General features: G+C 50.5%; 19 protein-coding genes and 1 pseudogene. 6 read left to right on the plus strand and 14 right to left on the minus strand.

Annotated features, from left to right (window positions below; translation table 11 throughout):
• Positions 1–15 precede the first annotated feature (15 nt).
• Genes IPI58_08640 through IPI58_08655 form a run of 4 tightly spaced genes read right to left on the minus strand, consistent with a single transcriptional unit; the run spans position 16 to position 1,628 of the window.
• The gene (locus IPI58_08640) at positions 16–621 is read right to left on the minus strand and encodes a sigma-70 family RNA polymerase sigma factor (protein QQR68882.1); all 606 of its coding nucleotides are present in this window, start codon (positions 619–621) and stop codon (positions 16–18) included.
• On the minus strand, positions 599–1,036 hold the full coding sequence (locus IPI58_08645) for a periplasmic heavy metal sensor (protein QQR68883.1): 438 nt from the start codon (positions 1,034–1,036) through the stop codon (positions 599–601). The genes IPI58_08640 and IPI58_08645 overlap by 23 nt, the downstream gene beginning before the upstream one ends.
• The gene (locus tag IPI58_08650) at positions 1,036–1,380 is read right to left on the minus strand and encodes a hypothetical protein (protein ID QQR68884.1); all 345 of its coding nucleotides are present in this window, start codon (positions 1,378–1,380) and stop codon (positions 1,036–1,038) included. Before IPI58_08650 ends, IPI58_08645 begins: the two co-directional genes overlap by 1 nt.
• A 47-nt stretch (positions 1,381–1,427) precedes the next feature.
• Positions 1,428–1,628: a helix-turn-helix domain-containing protein gene (locus tag IPI58_08655; GenBank protein ID QQR68885.1), complete on the minus strand. Its 201-nt coding sequence runs from the start codon at positions 1,626–1,628 to the stop codon at positions 1,428–1,430.
• A gap of 89 nt (positions 1,629–1,717) precedes the next feature.
• Between IPI58_08655 and IPI58_08660 the strand changes: the two genes are divergently transcribed.
• Genes IPI58_08660 through IPI58_08675 form a run of 4 tightly spaced genes read left to right on the plus strand, consistent with a single transcriptional unit; the run spans position 1,718 to position 5,534 of the window.
• Entirely contained in the window at positions 1,718–2,632 is a 915-nt protein-coding gene (locus IPI58_08660) for a hypothetical protein (GenBank protein ID QQR68886.1), read from the plus strand.
• A complete protein-coding gene (locus IPI58_08665; protein ID QQR68887.1) occupies positions 2,629–3,081 on the plus strand; it encodes a hypothetical protein in 453 nt (150 codons plus the stop codon). Before IPI58_08660 ends, IPI58_08665 begins: the two co-directional genes overlap by 4 nt.
• A 7-nt stretch (positions 3,082–3,088) precedes the next feature.
• The gene (locus tag IPI58_08670; protein ID QQR68888.1) at positions 3,089–5,110 is read left to right on the plus strand and encodes a hypothetical protein; all 2,022 of its coding nucleotides are present in this window, start codon (positions 3,089–3,091) and stop codon (positions 5,108–5,110) included.
• Positions 5,111–5,147: 37 nt separating this feature from the next.
• A complete protein-coding gene (locus tag IPI58_08675) occupies positions 5,148–5,534 on the plus strand; it encodes a hypothetical protein (GenBank protein QQR68889.1) in 387 nt (128 codons plus the stop codon).
• 391 nt (positions 5,535–5,925) lie between these two features.
• Here the strand turns inward: IPI58_08675 and IPI58_08680 are convergent, their stop codons facing one another.
• From IPI58_08680 to IPI58_08725, 10 genes and pseudogenes are all read right to left on the minus strand, one after another.
• Positions 5,926–6,282 (minus strand): hypothetical protein, encoded by a 357-nt coding sequence (locus tag IPI58_08680; protein ID QQR68890.1) that lies wholly within the window; start codon positions 6,280–6,282, stop codon positions 5,926–5,928.
• 12 nt (positions 6,283–6,294) lie between these two features.
• Complete coding sequence (locus IPI58_08685) at positions 6,295–7,023, minus strand: hypothetical protein (protein QQR68891.1); 729 nt, start codon at positions 7,021–7,023, stop codon at positions 6,295–6,297.
• Positions 7,024–7,027: 4 nt separating this feature from the next.
• Positions 7,028–9,570: pseudogene (locus IPI58_08690) on the minus strand (N-6 DNA methylase).
• A gap of 14 nt (positions 9,571–9,584) precedes the next feature.
• Positions 9,585–12,122: a DEAD/DEAH box helicase family protein gene (locus tag IPI58_08695; GenBank protein QQR68892.1), complete on the minus strand. Its 2,538-nt coding sequence runs from the start codon at positions 12,120–12,122 to the stop codon at positions 9,585–9,587.
• A 183-nt stretch (positions 12,123–12,305) separates the two neighbouring features.
• Complete coding sequence (locus IPI58_08700) at positions 12,306–12,845, minus strand: hypothetical protein (GenBank protein QQR68893.1); 540 nt, start codon at positions 12,843–12,845, stop codon at positions 12,306–12,308.
• A 196-nt stretch (positions 12,846–13,041) separates the two neighbouring features.
• Positions 13,042–13,734 (minus strand): hypothetical protein, encoded by a 693-nt coding sequence (locus tag IPI58_08705; protein QQR68894.1) that lies wholly within the window; start codon positions 13,732–13,734, stop codon positions 13,042–13,044.
• On the minus strand, positions 13,731–14,303 hold the full coding sequence (locus IPI58_08710) for a hypothetical protein (GenBank protein QQR68895.1): 573 nt from the start codon (positions 14,301–14,303) through the stop codon (positions 13,731–13,733). The genes IPI58_08705 and IPI58_08710 overlap by 4 nt, the downstream gene beginning before the upstream one ends.
• Positions 14,290–16,860, minus strand: a complete 2,571-nt coding sequence (locus tag IPI58_08715; protein ID QQR68896.1) for a DUF927 domain-containing protein — start codon at positions 16,858–16,860, stop codon at positions 14,290–14,292. The genes IPI58_08710 and IPI58_08715 overlap by 14 nt, the downstream gene beginning before the upstream one ends.
• A complete protein-coding gene (locus tag IPI58_08720) occupies positions 16,857–17,159 on the minus strand; it encodes a hypothetical protein (GenBank protein QQR68897.1) in 303 nt (100 codons plus the stop codon). The genes IPI58_08715 and IPI58_08720 overlap by 4 nt, the downstream gene beginning before the upstream one ends.
• Entirely contained in the window at positions 17,149–17,385 is a 237-nt protein-coding gene (locus IPI58_08725; protein QQR68898.1) for a helix-turn-helix domain-containing protein, read from the minus strand. The genes IPI58_08720 and IPI58_08725 overlap by 11 nt, the downstream gene beginning before the upstream one ends.
• Before the next feature lie 1,477 nt (positions 17,386–18,862).
• Here IPI58_08725 and IPI58_08730 point away from each other — a divergent pair.
• Complete coding sequence (locus tag IPI58_08730) at positions 18,863–22,612, plus strand: RHS repeat protein (protein ID QQR68899.1); 3,750 nt, start codon at positions 18,863–18,865, stop codon at positions 22,610–22,612.
• A gap of 3 nt (positions 22,613–22,615) precedes the next feature.
• Positions 22,616–22,915 (plus strand): hypothetical protein, encoded by a 300-nt coding sequence (locus IPI58_08735; GenBank protein QQR68900.1) that lies wholly within the window; start codon positions 22,616–22,618, stop codon positions 22,913–22,915.
• Positions 22,916–22,926: the final 11 nt, after the last annotated feature.

Genomic DNA, 22,926 nt, shown 5'->3' on the forward strand with positions numbered 1-22,926 from the left:
ACGGCTTAAAAGGGGCTATCCCTCAAAAGAAAGCTGTAATTTTTCAGATAAAATCTTACGCGCCCGATAGACGCGGGTTTCTACGGTTTTTGCCGAAACATTAAGGATTGCCGCGCATTCAACCTGGGTTCTCTCCTCGACGGCGAACAGGATAAAGGCTTCCTTAAGGGTGTCGGACAGTAAATCGATTTCCTTCTGCAGCAAGGTCAGTTGTTGTCTTGACAAGAAACCCGCCTCAATATTTTCGTCGCTGCGCTGCCAATCACCAGCACCGCTTTCATTCAAAGCGTCGAGAGAAATGTTACGGGCGTGATTTTTATTCTTGCGGAGATGATCTCGGCATAGGTTGACCGCAATCTGAAAGACCCACGTGCTGAATTTATAGGCGGAATCGTATTTGTCGATGTTGAAATAGAGCTTCGTGAAAGTCTCCTGCGTCACATCGAGAGCGGAATCCTCATTGCCCATATAGCGCCAGGCTAGACGATAGACGCGCTCCTTATAGCGGTGCATGATCTCATTGAGCGCAAAATCATCCCCAGAGCGCAATCGTTTGACGAGCGCGACATCCTCATCGGCTGTATTTTCTTTGCCGATCCTATGGGTTCTGAACAAGGGCATCTGCGGCTAACTTATTGAGCTTTTCTGCCTGCTGGGGCGTTAATACTGTCTGCATGTCAAAAATATGCTCAATCGTCAGCTTTTGTAATCCGCCTTGCGCGTGATGGATGCGCTCAACGGCGGCAGCGACACGTTCGGAAAAGGCCTTGTCTTCCAGCATCGCGGCGGCAAGCTCCAGATTACCGACATGGATTTTTTCACGCAAAACTCGTTGCTTCTCGGCGAATTCCTTCTCGATTTCGGTGAGCTTTTGATCCTGCTCCGCAGTAATACCAATCTGCTCGTGCAGCCAGGCATGGGCGTCGATCTGGTTATGATGCGGGGCTTTGAAGAAATTTCCGCAGGCATAAAAAACGCCAAAGGCCACGAGTGCGATAACGATGAAATAAAGGATTTCCTTTTGATAGGAGCGCATCAGTTTTTATCCCCGTTCTTGGCAAGAATAACCGCAGAGGTTATACCATAACTTGAAGAAAATACGTGCAGGTTGAGCGCCTGCGCCGCATTGGCGGGCTGTGAGTTTGACACACTTAAGGTCGCAGCAAACACCCCTACGATTAGCGCAAAAGATAACGAGGCCAGGCGGTATTCGGGTGTAAACAGACTTGCCAGCCAGCCTTCTACAATGTTGCGCGGCATGTCCACCCGCCGCCTGTTGATGGATTGCCAGACGCGGCTTTCCATCGTCTGAAGCCGTTCAAAACGAGGCTGTGATATAGACAACCCTTTGATTAATTTATCAAGTTTTTCACCCGACATGATGTTCACCTCTTTCCAACTATACCAGTAATACGTTAGGAAAGTCGCTATCCCTCATTTTCTCTTTTAGCTGAACTTCTTTCTTGTTTCTTAATCCATCGGTCAACTTCTGCTTTACGGAACCTCCAAGCACCTCCAACCTTGAAACCAGGGAGCTTTCCGTCTGAAGCCAACCTGTAAGCCGTCTTCTCTGCCAGCTTTAGGTAGGTGGACAGTTCCTTGATGGTGAATATGTCGGCGTTATCCATTTGAGTGATTGAACCTCTGTCAATTTTGGGCTATTTTTAGAAAATAGAGGAAATTTAAGCATCCCGCAAGCGGGATAAAGGGGTAGGCGTTGAGTCTGGTCTGGTATAGCCAATACCACGGTGATGAATGGGAAAAGATGTGCGATGCGCTTCTTGCTCTGAAGCATGGTGCTGATTTTCAGCCGATATCGGACAAAGGTGGAGACCTTGGTCTGGATGGATTAGTTGTTTCCCAAGGCATCGCCTATCAAGCTTACGGACAGGAGCCAGAAAATCAGGATCCTGCCAAAGGAGTCAAATCTAAAATCCATACAGATTTAGCAAAACTCAAGAAAAACCAAGACGGTATTGTCAAACTTCTGGGAGGCAAAAAAATATCCCGTTGGGTTTTGCTATTAAACAAAGAAATTCCTCATAACAATATTCATACATATGCAAAGAGCAAGCAAGATGAAGTTGTGTCCTGGCAATTATCATTTGTAGGCGAAGGGTTTCAGGTTGTTATTCAGACGCCAACTTACTTCGAAACGGAATATCTTGAATATCAAAAAAGGCGTGATGATAGGGTTGAGGTAGACATTCCTCTACAAGCGTCGCCATCAATGGAAAACATAAGGCTAAATGAAAAGTTTATAGCGGTTTTTGATAAATTTAGACGTATCACTGATACGGATGAAGATGCCGAACGCTTCGCCTACAATGAGATAAGAAATTATATTGAGAATGCTATTCAGCTGGATGAAATACAAAAAAGAGAACCAGACTTTTATAGTGCCATTGAAGAGGTCAGATCTGATGTTGAATATGATGCAGATCAAGGCAGTATTCTCTCTGGCTCAAACGAATCTTATTCAAGCACAAAACAAACTTTGGAAGACAGGTTAACAAATAAAATTGGTGCCCGGCTTGGTACAACCACTCTTGCCAGGGTGCGTAAATATATTATTTCTGATTGGTTTGTTCGCTGCCCACTAAACTTTAAGAAAAAAGGTGGGGCACTATGATTGAACTAGAATTTCACCAAAGACCAGTAGATGTTCCCTCTGATCTTAGACTGTATCGCCGCTTAGCCATGCTGTGTGTATCAATGTCTGAATGCTGTAGGAGTGGTTCAGCTTCATTTAAACAGCTCCACTTTTTGAACTCATTGTTTATCGATGAGAAGTTCAGGGATTTATATCTCGATTTTAAACTAAAGAGATTTTCTTTAAAAATACTCTGCCCATCTGCTGATCCTTATTTAAATCGATGTGTCAATTATGCGATTGGTGCTCAATTGATTGAACAAAAACAAATTCAGAACGGATTCAAGGTGACGCTAACACAAGCGGGAAAAGATTTTGTTGCCCATCTCAAAGATCAGCAGTTGGCAAGTGATGTTTTCGATTTTTGTCGGCGTATTGGTAAAATCTCTGATACCGAAGTCCAAACCGCGCTAACGATGGGAAAATAAGATGTTCATGAAATATAATAGAGTTCGTTTGGATGCCCATCTGCTTAACGGAAAGCATGCAGTTACAAATATTGTATTCAAGGATGGTTGCAACCTCATTCTCACTGACTCTAATACTCAGGGAAAGAGCTCAGTCATAAATGCTTTGGCTGTAGGCCTTGGATTTGACGATCTCGTAAAGAGCAATGTTTCGGCACTTGTGAACGACTCAATCAAGGTTAATGGACAGGACGAAGCCATTACCAGTGCCGATATTTTTTTAGAAATTCAGAACGAGAAAGATGAGTTTTTATCGATTAAAAGAGAGGTAAAGCCGGATGTTTCTAAGGGAGTGCTTGTTAAGCGTGCCCAGCTTTCTGAATGGAATCACGAAGAGCTGGAAGAATACTATCTTGGCTCTGGATCTTATACAGACACCAAGGGGTTTCATCGGCTTTTGAGCGAGTTTATAGGGTTTCCTGAAATACAGGTTATATCTCAAGACGATGGTGCTATGCGGCTGTATCTTGAATATATATTTTCTGCGATCTTCATCGAACAGAAGCGTGGCTGGGCAGACATCATGTCAAATGCTCCGTACTACAGAGTGAGAGATCCGAAAAAATCCACTGTCTCTGAGATTTTAGGCATGGATTACATTAAAAATAACCTGCAAAGAAATGCTCTAAAGTTAGAAACAGACCGATTAAAAGCTAACTATGAAAGTAACCTTGAAACATTAGGACAGTATATTAACGGCAGGCACTTCTCTCTGAAAGGTATGCCAGACCTAAGCTCTGAAGTTTGGAACCCCCGTGTATATAGAAGCTATGAAGGGCAGGAAGATGTATCCCTTGACGCTTTAATTGTCAGTAAAAAAGACGAGTTATCAGGAAAGCAGGAGCCGCCAGATTCTGTCTCAGAAAACCCAGAACTGGAGAAAAAGGTTTTTGAAGTTTCTGAAAAAATCACGGCCCTTATTTCTAATAAAAATGAATTAGACAATACTATCTCTTCTTTAGATGGATCAATCAGAAGATACGAGCAGCGTATGATTGTCCTTGAAAGCGACCTAGAGAAAAACAAAGAAGAACAAAAAATTAGAAAGCTATTTTCTCGTGATCCATGGTCTACAAAAGCTCAATGCCCCGTTTGTGAGCAGCCTATTGATGAGTCTCTCCTATCTCAAGTCAGAAGCTTCCCAACAATGTCAATTGATGACAATGTAAAGTACATCAATGAACAAAAAAGCCTTCTTCAAGACGTTCTTTCTGTTGAAAAAGAGCGGCAATATAATGCCAATATTGAATCTCAGCGAATTTCATCTGAGATAAAAGATTTGATGAGGCAAATATCAGAATTTCAAAGAAGTCTTTCTGGTATGATCCCATCTGAATTAATGGCCTATGCAAGAGAGATCGCACGGCTAGAACAAGAGATTGACGACTTGGGCGAGTTATCTGGTTACAGCCAAAATATGTTTGAAAAAATGAAGGAGATTTTTGATCGCTATCAGTTAAGAAATAAGACGTTAAGCGGCTTAAAATCTGATCTATCAGATAGTGACAAGGGACTGTTAAGAAAATTCCAAGCGGCTTTCAGAAAGTATTTAGAAAAACTTGGCTATAACTCATATGAAATAGGGGCAATCTTTATTGATGAGGCAACTTTTTTGCCCCGTGTGACAGTTAATAGCCTAGATCAGAAAAAGCGTATGAGGGCCGATTTCGGTAGTTCCGCCAGTGATTGGATTCGGATTATTACGGCCTATACCTTGGCTCTTCATATCTCTAGGGGCAATTCTTCCAAAAGCAATCATCCAAATATTTCGGTATTTGATGAGCCTGCGCAACAGAACATGGATAAGGCAGATCACTTGGAGCTATATCCTCTGGTGGCGGAAGTATGTGATGCGGGTGGGCAGGTTATTATTGCCGCAACAGATAAAGACCATACTGTGCGTTTAAAAGCTGAGGCACTCGGTATGAATATAATTGATTTTGGATCAAATTATGTTTTAGCCGAAGAAGCTGATGTAGCATCTGAATAGTTTTTGAAAATTTCTCTGAGTTGGTGTAATTAAAACCATGAGCATTAATCTTGAAAAAACTATCGCGGGGCGGCTGGCAAAAACACTCACCGCCATGTGTGTGCGCAACACCGAGATTGAAGATATTCATGCCGGGACTGTGCCAGTTACAAAAACTGGTGATTATTCTGACGTTAAAGTGATTGATGCAGAGGGGCGTGAAATTCCCTGGAACGAGGTATCACGCATCTCTGATGACGAGATGAAGACTCTCATGAAGCGCATTGTCAATCGCCTGTACACCTTCTTTATCCAGGAAGAGGATCCGCGCTTTCAAAAGCAGGTAAACTATTTTGAGCGCGTTTCTGCCAAATGGGATGCACCAGAACCGCAGATTGATCCCAGCCTGGATTGTGAAAAAGAAGACCTTAATAAGCACCCATAAAAATACCCAATTACACCCAATTATTCAGGTCGCTGGTTCAATTGCCATGTCAGAATTTGAACTTGCTGACGCAATGTGGCTTAGGGCTACATTTGGCCTGATAACGCTGAAATTACTTGCCATGAAAGGCAACAAAAGATAATCATTTCGAGAGTTCGAACCGATGGTTCGGATACACAACCAATCTTTTCAAAGACTTATCATGTTTTTTTGGTGGGCGTGAATTTCTCGGTGCCGCACCGGTGCCGCATTTTCTGGCTTTTCGCGTCATTCGCACGAACATCAAACCGAAGCCTTCACGCTGATTTCCATTCGGGAGCCATGGCCAACAAGGCATCTTCGCCGCCTTTGCACTCATAGGCTGGATAGTCGTGCATGAGGCGCGTTAGGTTCAAATATGCCATAGCCAGCGAACTCGACGGACATGCTGCAAATCCCAGCCGTCAATATCACCAAATTCATCATGCCATTCATAAGAGCCAACAATCTGCCCAACGGCAAGAACGGTGGCGGTTCCAACGCGCAACACAACAAGATCGCCGTCCTGCATGTCTTCACCAAAGCGTTTCAGGTCAGTGATTTTCTTTGAAGACCATTCATCCGTCCGAAGGGGTTCTGCACAGCTTGGCCATGCGCCTGCGTATCTGGGGCCATTCAGGATCACATCCCATTTGATGCATAGCTCAGAGTAATTTCGATCTAAATCGCCTGCCGCTTGCTGCCATATTGTCTTGTTTGTGATGTCCATTTTCAGCCGCCCTCAGTTTTGCGAGTAGGATTTAACAAAATCATCAAACAGAAGCTTGATGTCATCAAAATGCTCGTGGCCGCTCAAGCTGTTGATGTCAAAGGTCAGGCAGGCTTCGATGTCTTTCTGAGAAAAATAGTTTTGGTGGATAAGGTTGGCCGTAATTTCATCCCCTGCGCCGATATTCTCTCGCGTCTCAGGGTCATAACTATGCAGCAAAAAGTCTTTCATAAGATCATGCAGCACGGGCGTCATATGACCTTGGATGTTGCCGAGTTCCTTGATGACTTCGGACAGGTAGCGGTCTAGCTCTGCCCCATCATTGAAAAACACGGTTCCGCTAGGATGCGCCATCCGGTTTCTGTTTTTAACGAAACGCGAATAGCTGCCCACCTGTTGATTATCGCAGCCGATCAGTTTCAGAAATCTGAATATCGTTGCCTCTTTAACCTTCTCATAGAAATCGAACGGGGTAGTTGCATTGGCCAGATGGTTTTCTGTGTCATTCGTGAAGCCGACCATAGCTTTGTCAAAATCCACTTTTCTTGCTAATTTAATTTGCCAGACCGAGAAGCAAAAGAAGCTCATATAAAGCAGGTGGAATGCCAGCCCCGCAAATTCAAAACTGCCGATCTCATAATTCTTCTCAAAAGCATTCTGTAGAAACTGGATGTATTTTTCTTCATCCTTATTGCGGAATGAGACAGGGAGAAATTCATAGAGCGAGAGCGCGTCGTCCATGCCTTTACTTTGCCTCATCCCATACGCGGTTGATGGCGGCTTTTACTTTGCCCTCAAATAGTTTGACCAATTGCTTGTTGTCGTCCACCAGTCGCAGTTCATTTTCAATATCGGCAACAATTATGTTCTGGGTTTCAAAAGGGGGAAGAGGAATTATTGCATCATTCAAACTTCTTATGGGAAGCTGCGGTTGAGCAGCCCCTGAAACAATAGCCTCTCTTTGCGCCCGAAAGTTTTCTGATTGAAAGAAATGGAACAGATACCTTCCAGAAAGTTTGTTTGCATCTGGTCTAAAAATGAGCATGCCTGAGTTGATGCGTATACGATCAAACTTAACTGCATCACCATAGAATGCTGTATTTCCAATTGTGCCGCGTGTTGTGAGCAGCACATCTCCGCGTTCCAGCCGCCCTTTTCGTAAAGCGTTATCTTTTTCCTCAGAGATAAACTCAAGATCATCCTCATTGAATCTAAATCCGTCCGAACGAACATTCTTCGTGTTAAGAAACAGGCAATGCCCTGACGGGGAAAAGTCCTCTTTGCTTGGGTAGTTTGCCCCTCTATCTCCGTCTATAATCTGAAATGGGGCATCTTCAAATTTTACCACCGGCCAATCTGATTCAACATGAATCCTCGACTGGTAGTTTTCGACCACCTGTCGTGCGCCGTCGATGATCTTCTGATAGCTTTCAATTTCTGCCACGATTTCTTTTTGAGCATCGAGCGGCGGGATGGGAATTTGAATAGCCTCGTAGACATCATTTCTGTTGAGGCCGGGTATACCGGCGCCTCCCTTTAGGTTAGGAAGATTAAGTTCTTTCAGAACATAATACAGATATTTAATATCGCAATTCTCTGGGTTGACGCGCTTAACGTAGTAAGTTGTATCGATTGGAAAGCAGTTTTCTGAAACGTAAACGACTTCGCCTGCAGATCCTTTTCTTCCTACAATTATTGTCGGCCCTTCCACCAGAAACTCATTGTGATGACCAGTAATGCCGTTTGAGCCAAGCACAGGATATGGGCCTTCAATTCTTTTATCTTGTGGGAGACTAGATCCATACTCAAGGGTGCAAACTGATTGAAATGGCATCAGGTCAAATACCGATTTTTTGGCATCTTTTTGGCGATACCTATCTCCACTCAGATTGTATTCACCATTTCCATTTATTATGACTTTTTCAACCAGTGTTAGATTGTTGGCAGCAGATAAATCGAAAGAGCCTTCGCTCTGTAAGCTATCCATCCACGCTTTGATATTGTGAGCGGCGGCAGGAAGGTCGTTTTTATCAATAGAACGGCGCTGTGCGCCAAGACCAAAGCCGTCATTTTCGATTTTAGCGAACAGGATGCTGTCTGTTTTCTGGGAAAGCCGTCGGTCAAGGATGATGATAGATGTTTTTACGCCACTGTAGGGATTGAACACGCCAGCAGGCAATGAAATAACGGCAACAAGGTATTTCTTGACCAGCATTTCACGCAATTGCTTATAGGCGGTTCCGCTCTGGAATATGATGCCTTCCGGCACAATAATGGCGGCGCGTCCGGTGGGCGTAAGATGTTCGGCAATATAATCCACGAATAGAACTTCTGACCGTGTGGCCTGCACCGAAAAGCGCTTGTGTGGCTTGATGCCGCCCTTTGGCGACATGAAGGGCGGGTTAGCAAGAATGATGTCGGTATATTCATTCCAGCGTTCTTCGCTGGTCAGCGTGTCGTATTCAATGATGCGCGGGTCGGTGAACCCATGCAGATACAATTGACCAACGACAAGCGTACCATGTCCGGCGAAATGTCATAGCCCCTGATATTGTTTGCCAGCCGCTTGCGGTCGTCCGGCGTCAGTAAGTCGCCTTTGTAATGCAGGGGGCTGTCCAGCGTTACATCTTCGAGAGAGACAGCTTTTTCATCATAAGCCTCGCGATCATTTTGTGGGCGATAGTCTTTCGAGTTATGTTTGAGGATGTGTTTATAGGATGAAATCAGAAAGCCCGCCGTACCGCAGGCCGGGTCAAGAATGGTTTCGTCTTTCTTTGGATCGAGAACCTCGACCATGAAGTCGATGATATGGCGCGGTGTGCGGAACTGTCCCGCATCGCCCTGACTGCCCAGCACCGAAAGCAGGTATCCAAAGGCGTCACCCAGACGCTCTGAATGATCATAAGTGAAGCTGTCGATCTCTTTCAAAAAGCTACGCAGGGTTTCGGGATCACGATAAGGCAGATAGGCATTCTTGAAAATATCCCGAAAGAGCGCCGGAACACCGGGATTCTCGTTCATCTTCTGGATGGCTTCGGAATACAGTGCCAAAACATCAAAGCCCCCCATGTTGGGAGCCATCAGTTTAGGCCAGCCATATTTAGCAAACTCACCTGCAAAGAATTTACGCGCACCGCCAAACTCTTCGGCTTCGGCATCCATGTCATCCATGAATTTGTAAATCAGCGCGATGGTTATTTGCTCAACCTGAGACTTGGGGTCTGGCACCTTGCCGACAAGAATGTCACGACAGGAATCGATGCGGCGTTTTGTGTCAGAATCAAGCATGATGGAAGGCTTTCTTACATAAACTGATTGAGAGAGACGTAATCCTTGACGTATTCAGGGATGCGGTTGCGCCATTCGGACGGCACAGCCTTAAAATCCCCCATGCCAAACGTCGGGTTTACGTTGAGATCGGTGAAGTCTTTATTGTCGATGATGCTGCGAAGTTTCCCATCGGTGGCGTAAGCCTTGAAAAAGTATTTCATGGGAACGATAGCTTCGGCCTCGCTCGGCTGACAGTCCAGAACAAACTTTTGAAACTCGTCATCCAGCAATTCATCTTTCGATTTGAAGCCGGGTATGCGGTCAAAAACCTTCTCAAGGATTTCTCGCAACGACAGGCGACGATCCACGCCAGCGGCTTTGCGTAACTTGTCCAAATTGAAATGTTCGTTGGGCTTGTCGAACAGGTTTGTCGTCACATATTCAACGGCCTGATCCCAGTTTTCGGACTCGATTTTCCCTTGCAACACAGGATCGGCTTTCGCCTTGCTCTCGAATTTCTCGAAGAACATGCGGTCAATTCTCATGCCTTCCAGACCTATGGCCGTCTCCGTCGATGTGGCCACGGCATCAGGCAGCGTGCTGATATGGATGCCGTCAGGAGGTGGGGGCGGCGGTGGTTCCGGCCCTTCTTCTCCACCGCTTTTAGGACGCGGCAGCATCAAAATCTCGTCGTAATTGAATTTGTCCTCGAAATACTCACAGTTGGCGAAGAAATCGAAAAGTTTATATCGAGTCTTGTGAGGTTCCTTGACCAAGGACTTCAATTCAGGATCGAACAGTCCTTCCAAGAAGTTATGTTTGCGTGTGCCGCGCCCTTTAATCTGCACAAAATCGGATGGTGAGAACACCGGACGCATGAGCGCAAGATTAAGAAGGTCAGGGCAATCATAACCTGTGGTCATCATGCCGACCGTTACGCATACCCGCGCCTTACTGGTCTTGTAGGTTTCAATAAAATTGGCCGATCCCATCAAGTTGTTGTTGGTAAAATTGATGGTGTATTGCTGCGCATCGGGAATAAGCGACGTAACTTGAACCGCAAAATCGGACTGATATTTACCGGGAAAAAGTTTGTCAGCCAGTTCGTTAAGTATCTGGGTGATTTTCAGGGCATGGTTTTGGCTGACGGCAAAAACGATGGTTTTACCTATTTCTCCACTGATCGGATCGCGCAACGCATTTTTGAGAAAGGTTTCGCAGAATAGGCGGTTGGTATCTTCGGAGAAGAATTTCTTCTCGAAATCCTTTTGATAGAAGGTTTGCTCTGCGTTTTCTTCGTCCTCACTCACGGCAAGAACCGCATAGCCTTCTTCCGACAACAGCTTGGTGGTGATGTCAGTACGCGCATCCACCACGATGGGATTGATCAGGAATCCATCGCGCACGCCATCCAGAAGTGAATAGCGGAAAGTCGGGTCGCCGGATTCGCAGCCAAAGGTTCGATAGGTGTCAAGTAATAGGCGTCGCTCTGCCTCACGTGGATCACGGGTTGTCGGCTTAGCCTTATCAAACTTCTTCAAATAATCTCTTGGCGTGGCGGTTAAGCCCATTTTGTAGCCAACAAAATACTCAAACACAGCGCGTGCATTGCCGCCGATTGAACGATGGGCTTCGTCAGAGATCACAAGATCAAAATCTGTTGGCGAAAACAGGCGTTTGTATTTGGCATTAAACAGCAGCGATTGGACGGTGGTGACAACTATTTCAGCCCTACACCAATCATCCCGACGCTCTTTATAGATGACCGACTTGTAATCATTTTTGAGCATGAAAGTCAGGGCTTTGTTGGCCTGATCTTCCAGTTCAAGCCTATCAACCAAGAACAGTACCCGATGGGCGTTGCCCGTGCGCAGAAACAGCTTGATGACGGCAGCAGCGGTCAGCGTCTTACCCGTGCCAGTCGCCATCTCGAACAGGAAGCGACTTTTCCCCTCTTTCACGGCCTGTTGGATGGAGCATACCGCACGCTGTTGATACTCCCGCATAAAGCGCAGTCTGTTCTTTTCAATAAAGGCATCGCGCTCGCCTTCATTTTTCCACCCCGCTTCATTGGCATAGGTGGGCATCTGTGTCAGCGTGATGTAATCTTTGCTGACATGTTCACTGATAAGTTTTTCAGGGTTTGGCTGAAAACGATGCAACCCCTGAACAGAGTCTGGTGCTGGGAAGCGCGTAATGATGCTAGGGTTTCCCTGCTCCAAATCCCAAAAATAATGCAGGTTGCCATTGGAAAGGATAATGAAGCGGCAATTCTGCGATTTTGCGTATTTGCGAGCCTGCTCCTTGCCAATCAAGGGGTTTTTATCCTCGGCTTTGGCCTCTAATACGATGAGGGGAAATCCCTGCTCATCAAGCAGAAGAAAATCGATAAAGCCATTGCTGGTCGTTTCAAAATTCTCACCGAGAGCGTCGATGGTCGATTGGGTTAGCTTGACTTTGGGTTCCAAGGCAATGTTGGCTTTACCTTTGCTGTCATCAAAGAAGCGCCAGCCAGATTCTCCCAGCATTTTGTTAATTTTTATTCTAGCCTTAGCTTCCTTCGCCTGCATCCTTTGCGCTCCGCTTATTGCGTACATGCCTTGTTAGGCTGCCAAAACAGCAGTCAATATCAAGATATGCACATATAAGCCGATAAATTGCTGAGCGACAATCCAATGTTTACAGATTCTTGGGCTAAACGCCCGACAAACAGTCGATTTGCTCATGCCTTTTCGTGTATTGGGCTGCCGGGACTATCCAAATCGCGCAAAAAGTCCGGCGAATGATCGCTGCTCAGCCCACTGCAACCTTTCACAAAGACGATCAAAAGTCTTCCAGTGCATCCCCTTGGGCTTCTCACCGTCGTCGCCAACCCGCGCCCGCAGTTTATGCATCAGATTTGTACCGCGCATTCTCGGCGCTTCAAGCTGGCTGTAGTAGCAAAGATTATAGCAGCGCCGACAAGCGAAGATTTTGCCTGCCCCGTACAGGTTGCCAACCCGCTGCCCGCAATAGCGGCCATTCTTCCATGCAGGACAGATAAACCAAGGTCGCTCCCCGCCATAATGGCAGGCCGTCCATTCAAGCGTGATGTTTTGCTCTACCGGTTCATCGTTGCAACGATAATTCAAGGTGACCTGATGACGGGAATTGCAGGTGTGCCGAATATCGCCGCTCGGCTCCCCGGCATAACTCCAATGAACCGAAGAATAACAGCCGGGACTGAGCCTGCCGGTGCGATACAGCCAATTTATGTTAAGGGCTTTGATAGCCTCGCACGCGCTTTTTCCCATTGATTTATCCTCCCGTCAGAATATCGAAATCATTTGGCAAATTCAGAAATGCCCATTGATTTTATTGGGTTCAGCCAACCCATCAATCAGCATTTCTTTTTGCTGGCGCATGGTCTGATTCAGCAGTTTAAAAAGTTCCCGCGTTTCTCGCCAATGGCCGCCCTTGTCGGCGTTGCGGGCGGCGCGGGCTTTGCCGTCAGGGCTGCGTGGGCCGGTGGATTGCGCCCAGGGTTTCCATCGCCGGATCGCCTTGGCCTGCTGCGCACGGCGCTTTGATGTCCATCCGCTCTGTCTCATGGCTCTTATCCTCCAATAGTTCGTTCTGCGCGGATTTTAAATTTCCCGCGCCCGCATGCGCGATGGGGACTGCGCCATTGTTCACCTGTTGCGGACCATGCGCGATATTCGCCTGCCTTGCGACGACGACAGGCGGATTCTTGATATTGGCCAGCGTTTCAAGCGTGGCGCGGCATTGCCCCTGCGCCTTCAGGGCAAGCCGCATATAACGGTCGGCGGCGTCCAAATATTCCCCCATATTCAGCTGTGCCCGATGCGCCAGGGACATAAAAATCGTGTCCAGCGCAAAGGCTTGGGCGGTCAGAAGCGTTTCGGCATCCTTCAAATCGCCTTTGTGAACGTTGCGGGCTTTCTTGTTCAACGCGCTGATGCAATCGGTCAGGCTTAATTCCCCATAGGTGCCCTTTGAAAAATCCACGGCCAGCGTCGCGCCATTAACGACGCCGCCCATAGCAAGTTCAGCCATCATGGCGTCCCGCGACTTATCCGGCTTCTCGGCGACTACAATGTTTCTTGATTTATCTGTCTTCGTTGCCTTGGTATCTCCGGCCATGTTCTTTCCTTTCTGAGGATGGGAATCTTTCTTATTCATGGCTCGCACCATGAAGCCCAGACATGCCATTTGGGGACTGTCTCACCGGAGAGAGCCTTAAAGCGGATGGTGTTGAATTGTTTTCGGCTGGTGGCGCGGATGACCGCCGTCTTTTCACATACGGCCAGAATATCGCCGCCTTCGATCAGAGGGATCAGACCGTCGGGGATGGCAAAAACAGAATCCGGATTCCACCCCAGAGCCGCGACCTGTGAACCCCATAAATCACAAAACGATTTTGCATCCGCCTGAAACTGTGCCCAGCGTTCCGCCGAATAAATTTCAGGACGCGACATGGCACAGAACCTGTCCACACAGTTCAAGAAATCTTCTCTGATATGGTGCTTTGTGGGTGTTTCCGGTGTTGCAGGTGTTTTGCGTATCTGATCCCTTTGAGTTTCCTTGCTTTCCTGTGCAACACCGTCGCGGCTGCCCGTGTTGCACGGGGTGTTTTGTTCGTTCTCGCTGGATTTACGGCCAAATTCTGGCGTTGCAACACCTGAAACACGCGCAACACTCTTCACGGGCGCGGCGGAAAACAATCCTGAAAAACACTCATGCATCGGCATGGGCATCCTCCATGGCAAGGATAGTTGACGGGACATGATAAAGGCGCATCTGTCCATGCCCCGGCACTCGGATGCTTGGCGTGTACTTACCTGCCGTGTCGCGCAAGATCAGCCCCGCGCTGGCAAGATGCCCTTTGACCAGCGTTTTGTTTAGGTCGGCGATCACCTCTTTTTCAAAGACGCTGGGCAGGACAAAATATTCCCACGCACCGGCTTCGGTCATGCGCTTGAACCCGGCGCGGTTGATGGTCTTGCGATCCGGTGGATCACCTGCCGCCTCCAGCCATACCGGCTCAAACCTTGCCCCGCCATGCTGGGCGATGAAGGCGCGAAGGCGATGCTCAGCATTTTGGGTCTCATGGGCTTTCGTTCCGCCGCGCGCCTTCAGCCAATCATTTAAAAGATCTGCGCAGGCTTTCTCTGCGGCTCCTGTGGGCCAAGGAAGGATGCCTGACGCGATGGCCAACTCGCCAACAGCGGCCACCAGCGCGAATTTCTGCCCCACGCGATGCACCTGGCCATCGACAGCAGGAGGGACATGCTCGGCGACCCAGCACGTTCTTGCATTCATCAGACTTTGAATAACGGCATCCCGATGGGCGCACATCATGGTCAGAAAGGCATCTGCAACGGTGCCGGTGAATTGGCCGGTATGATGTTTTAATTCTATGGAAAATCGGTTGCCGTCCTCATACCCATGCAGGTCATCAAAAACGCCATGGCCTTTCCCGGCATCGGCCTGAATTTCGATAAAGCGGACGGTCTGACCGGCCTTGGTCTGCCTGCCGCTTTCCTGCACCTTCGACGCCAACCCCGTCTCACCGGAACTGAGGAAGGCCAAGCGAAAACGCTCCACCGGTTTGGCCACACCATCGCGGCGCGACCGCGCTTTGCCTGCGCCGTTGCCCAGCATATAGGCCATGGCATCGGCGGCAAAGCCGTCCACCTGTGACAATTCATCAAGAGCAAGGAACCCATCATTCGCTTGTCGCGCCAAACCTTCGGCGGCGTTGTCGGTCGTGCGCCAGCTTTGAACCGCTGATCCCCAGACTGACGCAGCGATATGCAATAAGGTTGTTTTGCCGATAGACGATGGCCCCTCGACATGAAAGCCGAAGTTTTCTTCCCCCAAAGGCTCAAGCACAATGCCGGACAAGGCAACGCATACCGAGAAAATCAGACGGCTGTTATTCTCGCATAAGACTCCGATGTTTTGCTGCCAATCGGCCAACGAACCCTTAAGAGCGTTATGCCGGACGCCGCCAAGGTTCTGCAAAACGATCCGTTCACCGGAAACACGCCCATAAATTTTGTTCGGCATGACATAGCACGCCCCATGCCATCCGCATTTAAGGACGCAGGTGGCGCGGGCTTTCGGGTTTGCCGTCGTGATATAGCTGTGCAGCAACGGCTTTCCGTTCGGCGCAAGGCGCAGGCCGAGGGATAACAATTCCTCTCGATACGCCACCCCATCACCTGCCAGCGCGGACATAGGCAAGACATATTCCTTGCGCCTGCCGTCATTGTCGATGATGTTGCACACGCACCCCCAGTTGCGAGCCTGCCCATCGCGGGTCTGATGCGTAATCGCCAGCCATGAACAGAACCACGTCCATTCGGTCGTCGGGTTGCCGTCATCATCCTTGACAGGTTTGGCATATTCCACGCCGTTTGGTGTCAAACGAAAGGTTGATCCCAGTTTTTCGTTCAGATCGATAAGTTCTGATCTCTTGATATAGGGGGCCATGGTGGCGAGGTTAAGAAACCGCTCCATATCCTGAAACGTCCAACCTTCCTCAAAGGCATCGGCCAGATCATAACCTTGCGGCACATCGCTGCCACGCGGCTCAAAACCGGTTTCGACCGGACGCCGTTTCCCGATTGCCTCGGCGGGCAGATGAAAAACGCTATCCGCGCCTGCGGCCATGCACAGATCATAAACGGCATCGCCAAACTGACCGCCGGCCTCGTCATGATCGGTGGCGATGACAACGCGCCGTCCTTTGACGGCAGACCAGGCGGTCTTTTGCGGGGATTTCGCCCCGTGCATTGGCGTGGTGGCGACATAATCAGGGAAAAGGATTTTGGCCGCATCGGCGGTCTTCTCCCCTTCGCAGACGATGATGGATGCGTCCTGACGTGACAGGATTTCCGGCAATCCATAGAGGGGGCGCGGCGTCGGCATGCCCGCGCTGCGCCATGCCTTTTTGCCGCTGCTGAGGTCACAATAGCAAACCGGCAAGATTTTCTTGTCGCGGTCGCCTGTGTCGGGATTGATCATATCCCAACGCGCCATATATCCGATCAGCTGGCCGTCGGCTTGGTGATAGGGGTACAGCTTTGCGGGCTTGCCTCCAAGATCGGGCAGGGCAAAATTGCAGGGTGGAGCATCGGCGGGAACAGGGATTATGGGCGCTTTGGCGGATTTCTCATGCGCCCCGTTCTTGCCACCGTTTTGCGCTGTCGCTATTTCTTTAGGTTGCAAGGGGGCCGTTAGCATGTCCGGCGGTGTTTGAACCGTGTCGCATGGCTGCGGTTGTCGCTGCGGCGCGATCATGGCGCACCCCCGATCATGCGCATGACAGCTCGTGCCGCGTCGCTTTGAGATAGACGCAGAACATAAGCGACCAGCGATGTCACATCCCCGCCGGATGCGTCCACCGCAAAATCCGCCCATTTGCCGGTCAGCAGATTGACCTTGAAACTTCCAAGCGCGGAATCGGCGCGGCGCGGATTCAAAGCCACATACTCATGGCCATCAATCTTGCCCTGTGGCAACAGGCGGCGCAGGATCGCAGGCAGGAACGGCATCGCCTGCTCATGCACACGCAAAAAATCATCACGATCAATCCGCATGGCCGCCCTCCGCACCGATACGGTTTTCAAGAATGAAGGCATCAAGGTCTTGCTGCCGGTATTTGACCAAACGCCCGACACGCACGAAGGGCAGGCGATAACGCCCAACACAGGCCCAGCAGGCCAACGTTTGTTCCTTAACGCCCAGATAGCCCGCCGCCTCTTTGCGGGTCAGCAGATTGGAGCGGTTGATGGACGCCGCTTCTCGTAAAACAGAACTTGTCATCGGAGACCTCGTTCAAAGTTGATTTAACGAGGTCGATGGTAAGGCAAGAGGGCGAAGCAATTTCGGGGGTCAGGTCTGCTGGGGGGTGCCCCCTTGTGCTGGGCATGACCCCCTTGTAACAAAATGATAAATAAAGAAGATTGACCGCTTTTCTGCTGGGGGCCACCCCGCCGCACCTGATTTTATAGGGTCCTTCCAGCCATAAACCCTATGCGGGCAGGCAGGGCGCGGTTTTGATGACGAACACAAAATAAGCCAATAAAAACAAGTTGTAATAAAGAAAGCATTTTTGCCCGTTGACGGCGTGCCGGGGGAGGGCGTACAGGTCTGTGCAATAAGAACGGATAAGTATCAACTCCCCTGTTGTATTTCCGGATACTTGTTCGCTCTTTGGGTCAAAGACATTCAACCAGTCCGTTCTTGTCCGTGTTTCAGGCAATCAGTTTCGCATCCATGGCGAATGCCTGCACGCGATATTCAGGACGGTATTGATACAGGAGTATGTGTTATGGCGCGTCCCACCTGGTTTGCAGCGAATCTGCTTTCACATCATTCCGATAACGATCTGTCTCGGACAGACGTTCCCCCGGCTTCGGCCCCATCTTTGCGCACCGCCTGGCAAGACAACCGCAAGCTGGCCGTTTGCTCCGCCGCTTTGGCCGCTGTGCTGGCGGCTGGGAGTGTACATGGCGCAACATTAAATCTGACGATTACAAAGTATAATCTGAAACCATGCACACCTAGGTCCGAAACAACTGTAGTGAAAGGTAAAAAAATAATTTACACGGATGTATGTGGTACGGGATCTATAAACGTTTCTCTTGCTATACCAGGAATACAAAAAAATTATACTGGTGCAATTAGCGGGTATACGAGTTATAACTCGATAGCAGAGCTGGACAAGGCCACGGTTGTTAGATCTGGCAACGGTGCTGTACTCAATTTTAATGCATCAGGAATTTCAGCATCATCTGAAGACAATTCATATACAGTTTATGAATACAAAAGAGATTATCCTGGATTCTATAAAGGTGGTCGCACTTCCACATCTTGGTCAGTTAATATGATAAACGGTCAGGTGGATTCATTTAACTTAGGAATCGACAGAGAAAGACGATCTTGGACACAGGAAGGAAGCACGCTTGATGGTAAAATACTGCATGAGGAACATCACGATAGATCGGAGCAATTAGGAATCTCTGGCAATAAGCAAATGACGTCTTTTTCTTTATCTTCAGGTGAAACAAACAGTAATGAAAATTGGGATCATACCAACCCCGATCCGAACAAATGGACTTATGATGGAACAGAAGATCACGTACAATTTACAATAGGGGGTAATGTCACGAACTCAGTTGTTTGGACCGTCACCAATGATCCACCTCCCCCTCCCCCCGCCACTCCCACACTAAACCCCGCGCAAAAGAATCTCGGCGGGTGCAAGCCGGTGCCCAGCAGTTGTGGGAATCCGATTGAGGTGAGCACAGGAAATAAGTTTGAGACGGCGGTGGATATTGCTTTGCCGGGGCATACGGGGTTGTCTTTGGCGCGGTTTTATAACAGTCAGGATTCGCGTCAGGGGCTGGGTGATGGCGGGGGATCGTTTGGGGCGGGGTGGCGCAGCGGCTTTGACGTGTCGGTGGTGGCTTCGGGCAGTTCGGCTCAGGTGGCGCGGGCGGACGGTATGTCGGTTATCTTCACCAAGAACGGCTCGGGCGCGTGGGTTTCAGAGGCGGATGTGCATTCCACCCTGGCGCAAAACGCCGACGGCACATGGCAATGGCAGGGCGAAGACGACAACACCTATCGCTTCGACGCCAAGGGCCGTCTGACATCGATCGCCACGCGCGGCGGGTTGACCACCAGCATCGCCCGTACGGCTTCGGGCGCGTTGGCCTCGGTCACGGGTCCGTTTAACCATAAGCTGACCTTCGCCACCGACGCGCAAGGGCGCGTTACCTCGGTCACTGGTCCGGATGGGGCGGTGACCGGTTATGGCTATGACGCCAATAACAATCTGGCCTCGGTGTCTTATCCGGGCGGCGCGTCGCGGCGCTATGTGTATGAGAATGCCAGCTTCCCCCACGCTTTGACCGGGATCATGGACGAAAACGGCGCGCGCTTTGCGACGTGGAGCTATGATTCGAAGGGCAAGGCGATCTCGTCCGAACATGCGGGCGGGGCCGAGAAGGTCACCGTGGCCTATGGCGCGAACGCCGCCACGATCACGACTCCCAAGGGCAGCTATAGCTATGGCCTGACCACGCAGTTCAACGTCACCAAACCCACGGCGGTGACGGGCACGCCTTCGGCGCAGGTGGCGGCCAAGAACGCCACCTATGACTCGAAGGGGCATGTGGCCAGCACCACGGACTTTAACGGCAACACCACCACCTATACGCATAACGATCGCGGCCTCGAAACCTCGCGCACCGAAGCCTCGGGCACGGCCTTGGCGCGCACCGTGACCACGCAGTGGCACCCGACCCTACGCCTGCCCACGCAGATTGACGAGCCGGGGCGCAGCACGCGCATGGTCTATGACGGCAAGGGCAATATGACCAAGCGCACGGTCTCGGCGGGCGGGCAGAATTGGACCTCGACGGCCACCTACACGGCCAAGAACCAGCTGGCCAGCATGACCAGCCCGGGCGGGCGCACCACGCGCTATGAATATGACGCGGCGGGCGGCTTGGCCAAGATCACCAATGCGATGAATCATGTGACGCAGATCACCAATGACGCGGCGGGGCGTCCGATACGCATCACCGATCCCAACGGCCTGGTGACCACGCTGGTCTATGACGGAAAGGGCCGCTTAACCTCGCGCAGCGAAGGCGCGGCCAAGACCGTGTATGCCTATGACGCCGCCGGTCAGATGGTGCGCACCTCTCTCCCCACGGGGGCCAGCTTTACCCACAGCTATGACGCGGCGCATCGTCTGGTCCGCACCACCGATGCTTTGGGCAACAGCATCAATCTGGGCTATGACGCGGCCAGCAACATCACCGCACGCGAGGTGCGCGACGCCAGCGGCACGGTGGTGACCAAGCGAGCCTTTGCCCATGATTCGCGCGGCCTGATGACGCGCGAGATCGGGGCCTATGGTCAGACGACCCTCTATGATCGCGACGGCAACGGCAATCTGGAGCTGATCACCGATCCGCTGAATCAGCCGACGGATTTTGTCATTGATCAGCTGAACCGCACGGTGCGGCGCACGGACGCGCTGGGCTATAAGACCGACACGGCGTTTGATACCAACGACCTGCCGGTGCATCAGATGGATCCGCGCGGCCTGGTCACGGAAATCCAGCGCGACGGCATGGGCCGAGTGATCGCAGTGCACAGCCCGGATTCGGGCACGACCACCTATACCCGCGATCTGGACGGCAACATCCTGACCAAGACCGACGCGCGGAACATGACCTCCCGATTTGAATACGATCCGTTGGATCGCCCCACGCGCATCACCTATGGCGATAACCAGGTCGAGACGTTGCACTACGATCAAGGCGCGAACGGCAAGGGTCGCTTGACGGGGGCGCAATACGCGGCGGGCAGCACGACTTATGCCTATGACTCCCAAGGCCATCTGTCGCAAGAGTCTCAGATCGTGGACAAGGTGACATTGACGACCACCTATACCCGCAACGCGGCGGGTCAGGTGGTGCGTGCGGTGTTGCCCTCGGGCAAGGTGCTGAATTACGCCTATAACGCCAACGGCCAGGTGGCGCAGATCAGCCTGAACGGCGCGGCTTTGATCACGGGGATCACCTATCAGGCCTTTGGTCCGGCCTCGGGGTGGAGCGCGTTGGGGCAGGCGCATCGGCGCAGCTTTAACCTGGACGGGCATGTCACGGGGATCACGACTCCCGATTTGAATATCACCATGGGCTATGACCAGGCCGAGCGGTTATCCACTTTGCAAGAAGGCAAATTGGGTCTGCAGCGTTTTGGCTATGCGGGGAATGGGTGGTTGGACCGCTACACCTTTACCGACGGCATCACGGGGCGCTATGATTTCGACCCATCGGGCAATCGCACCGCGCAGCGCGACGGTGTGAAGGGCACGGTGACATCGGTGATTGCGGGAAACAGCAACCAAGTGACCAGCGTGACGAAGAACAACGGCAAGACCGTGCCGATGCGCCATGACTTGGCGGGGAACCTGACCTTTGACGGCGTGCAGGACGTGGAGCTTTCTTATGACGGCGCGAACCGCACCTCGGGCGTGAAGAATAAAGGCACACAGTATCGCTATAACCACGCGGATCAGCGGGTGGAGAAACTGGGCCCCGGCACGCGCGGCGTGGGTAAGGAGATCTACGCCTATGACCTGTCCGGCTTGATGGGCGGCGTGTATGGCCCCGACGCCAAGCCTTTATGGGAAACGGTGCGCCTGGACGGCGCCCCCGTGGCGGTGCTGGGCGGCGACGGCAAAGCCTATGCCGCGCATCCCGATTATCGCGGCGCGCCCATTCGCCTGAACGGCGCGAACGGCGCGATGGTCTGGGACTGGCAAGCCTCAGGCCCCTGGGCCGACGTGTCGCCCCTGCACTACACACCCGGCCTCAGCGCCGCCTTTCCCTTCCACTATCGCGAACGCCTGCCCGGCCAGTTCTATGACGACGAAACCGACATGAACTATAACGGCGCGCGCATCTATAACATGCATCTGGGCCGCTTTAACCAACCCGACCCCGTGCTGCAGCTGGATGGCCTTAACTCGTATAATATTGACAATAACAATCCGGTGGGGTTTGTGGATCCGGATGGACGTAAACAGGTGAGTGTGACATTTGGAGGTGGGGCATTGGTCAATATGTGGGGAGGCAGCATAGACACGGGGGTTGGTTTTGATACGACCGGAAATGTATGTCTTGTTACTAACCTTTGCACCCCGCTTCCTCAGATCACGATCATACACCAAGATACCAACAACACTCAGGAAATAGGGGTTCTGGGGGGAATGATTGGCCTTGGAGGAAACATAGGTATTGAGAAAAACAATTTTTGTAGAGGCTATTCAGAATCAACATCAAACCAGATGACCTTAGATTTGGGCGTGATAGGATTGGGAGCTATCTCGGCTTCGGCTCCAGAGAATGAGAGAGAAGTAACTGGGTTTGGCAAAGCATTCATGGGTGTTGGGGTAGGTGCTGGGGCAGCACGCATGAAGTGTACTACGAGGAGCGTATGCGTAAATCTCTTCTCACCGAGGTAAGCAATGATGGCCATCGTGAAACATATCAAGACTATATGGCACAGTAAGCATCGTGGCCTCCAAATCATGGCATTTGGATTTCTGCTGGCTTTGCCTGCGACTCTTTGTGCCATGCTGCTAGCACTTATTATCCCTCACATTGGGAGCGCCTATATATCTGAACCTTTGAGAGTAGTGATGCTATTTGGTGGGGCGGTTCTAGTTATTGGCACAGGAATCTCAGCATGCGGCCTGCTTATTGGTTGGTGGGATATGTTCAACGGGTTTCTAGGCTTATTTTCGAGGCGCAAAAAAGGTGAATAAAACCTTCAGCG

This window comes from Alphaproteobacteria bacterium, assembly GCA_016699305.1.
Lineage (GTDB): Bacteria > Pseudomonadota > Alphaproteobacteria.